General features: G+C 65.8%; 1 protein-coding gene, 1 tRNA gene and 1 pseudogene. 2 read left to right on the forward strand and 1 reads right to left on the reverse strand.

Annotation, left to right across the window (positions count from 1 at the left end):
* Positions 1–365 precede the first annotated feature (365 nt).
* A tRNA-Ala gene (locus NKF06_RS20550) sits at positions 366–437 on the reverse strand.
* A gap of 244 nt (positions 438–681) precedes the next feature.
* Here NKF06_RS20550 and NKF06_RS20555 point away from each other — a divergent pair.
* Together NKF06_RS20555 and NKF06_RS20560 are read left to right on the forward strand one after the other, a co-directional pair.
* A complete protein-coding gene (locus NKF06_RS20555) occupies positions 682–1,149 on the forward strand; it encodes a 30S ribosomal protein S15 (protein WP_004977438.1) in 468 nt (155 codons plus the stop codon).
* 4 nt (positions 1,150–1,153) lie between these two features.
* Positions 1,154–1,557, forward strand: a pseudogene (locus NKF06_RS20560) (exonuclease); the annotation flags it as partial.

The raw sequence follows: 1,557 nt of genomic DNA on the forward strand, positions 1-1,557 counted from the left end.
TGGACTCGCCGGGAGTCCCGCGAGCAGAGCGAGTGGGACGTCGGCGAGTCCACGAACGGCTGACGGAACGAAGCAACGGAAGAACGTGAGTGGACTCGCCGGGACTGAGCAAACCGGAGGTTTGCGAAGGTCGCGAACGAAGTTCACGGGATTTGAACCCGGTGGAAGACGTGCTCGCTCACGATGTTCGCTCCGCGCGACTTCCAGGGCTTCAAATCCACGCGCTCGCCACGGCGAGCGCTCGGCTCGTCATTTCTTCACTCCGTTCAGAAATGGACTCGCCGGGAGTCCCGCGAGCAGAGCGAGTGGGACGTCGGCGAGTCCACGAACGGCTGAAGGGAACGAAGTGACCGAAAGGAAGTGAGTGGACTCGCCGGGATTTGAACCCGGGGCCTCTCCCATGCCAAGGGAGTGATCTACCCCTGATCTACGAGCCCGCACCTTCCGATAGCCGTCGCCCGTTTAGAAGACCTTCGATTCCGACCGGGTTGAGTTGGGGTCGAGTCAGGGCCGAGTCGAAACGGTTTAACCCGGCGCGCGTGGACAACCCGATGGGAATCCAGCACGGCCGCAAATCTGACTCGCCCGGTTCGGGCTTGGGATTGCGGTAGTGCCCCAGCAGTCGGTGAGACGACTGCGGGGTACTCGTTTCTGCGGTCAGTGCGGTTCCAACCCGCAACAATGGCACGAATGCACACCCGCCGCCGTGGCTCGTCCAGCTCGGACAAGCCGGTGGCAGACGAAGCACCGGAGTGGAGCGACGTCGACGCGGCTGACATCGAAGCCCGCGTCGTCGAACTTGCAGAACAGGGCAAGGACCCGAGCCAGATCGGCCTGTCCCTGCGCGACGAAGGCGTCAAGGGCGTTCCCGTCCCGGACGTCAAGCTCGCCACGGGCAAGAAGGTCACCACCATCCTCGAGGAGAACGACGCCGCAGGCGACCTCCCCGAGGACCTCCGTAACCTCATGGAGCGCGCCGTGCGCCTCCGCGAGCACATGGAGGAGAACCAGCAGGACAAGTCCAACCGTCGCGCCCTGCAGAACACGGAGTCGAAGATTCGCCGCCTCGTCTCGTACTACCGCGGCGACAAGCTCGACGACGACTTCACCTACAGCTACGACGTCGCTGTCGAACTCCTCGAAGAATAACTGAATGTCCGTGAGCCCCGCCGAACAGACACCCGCCGCCGACGCCGCCGCCACGCTCCGCGAGGCGACGTTCGTTCGCCTTCGCGTCAGCGCGAGCGGTGCCGCTGTCGCGGCCGCCGGTGTTATCGGACGGGCGCTCAGGACACTCGACGTCCCCTTCCGCATCCGCGCGACCGACGCCCCGGACACTGTCGCAAACGACGACGTTGTGGCAGTCGTGGGCCTGTCGAACGCCGATGCGGACCTCGAACTCGACCCGACCGACGCCGTCTCGGTCGTCCGCGAACTCGGAGTCGACCCCGACCCGGCAGTCGCGCTGGCCGGCTTCCACGCCGCCGACGTGACGCCGGACGACGACACCGAACTCGCGAACGCCGCGGCCGACGCGGGCGTCGAAGCCGGACCCGG

The sequence above is a fragment of the Haloferax sp. AB510 genome, from assembly GCF_024136985.1.
Taxonomy (GTDB): Archaea; Halobacteriota; Halobacteria; order Halobacteriales; family Haloferacaceae; genus Haloferax.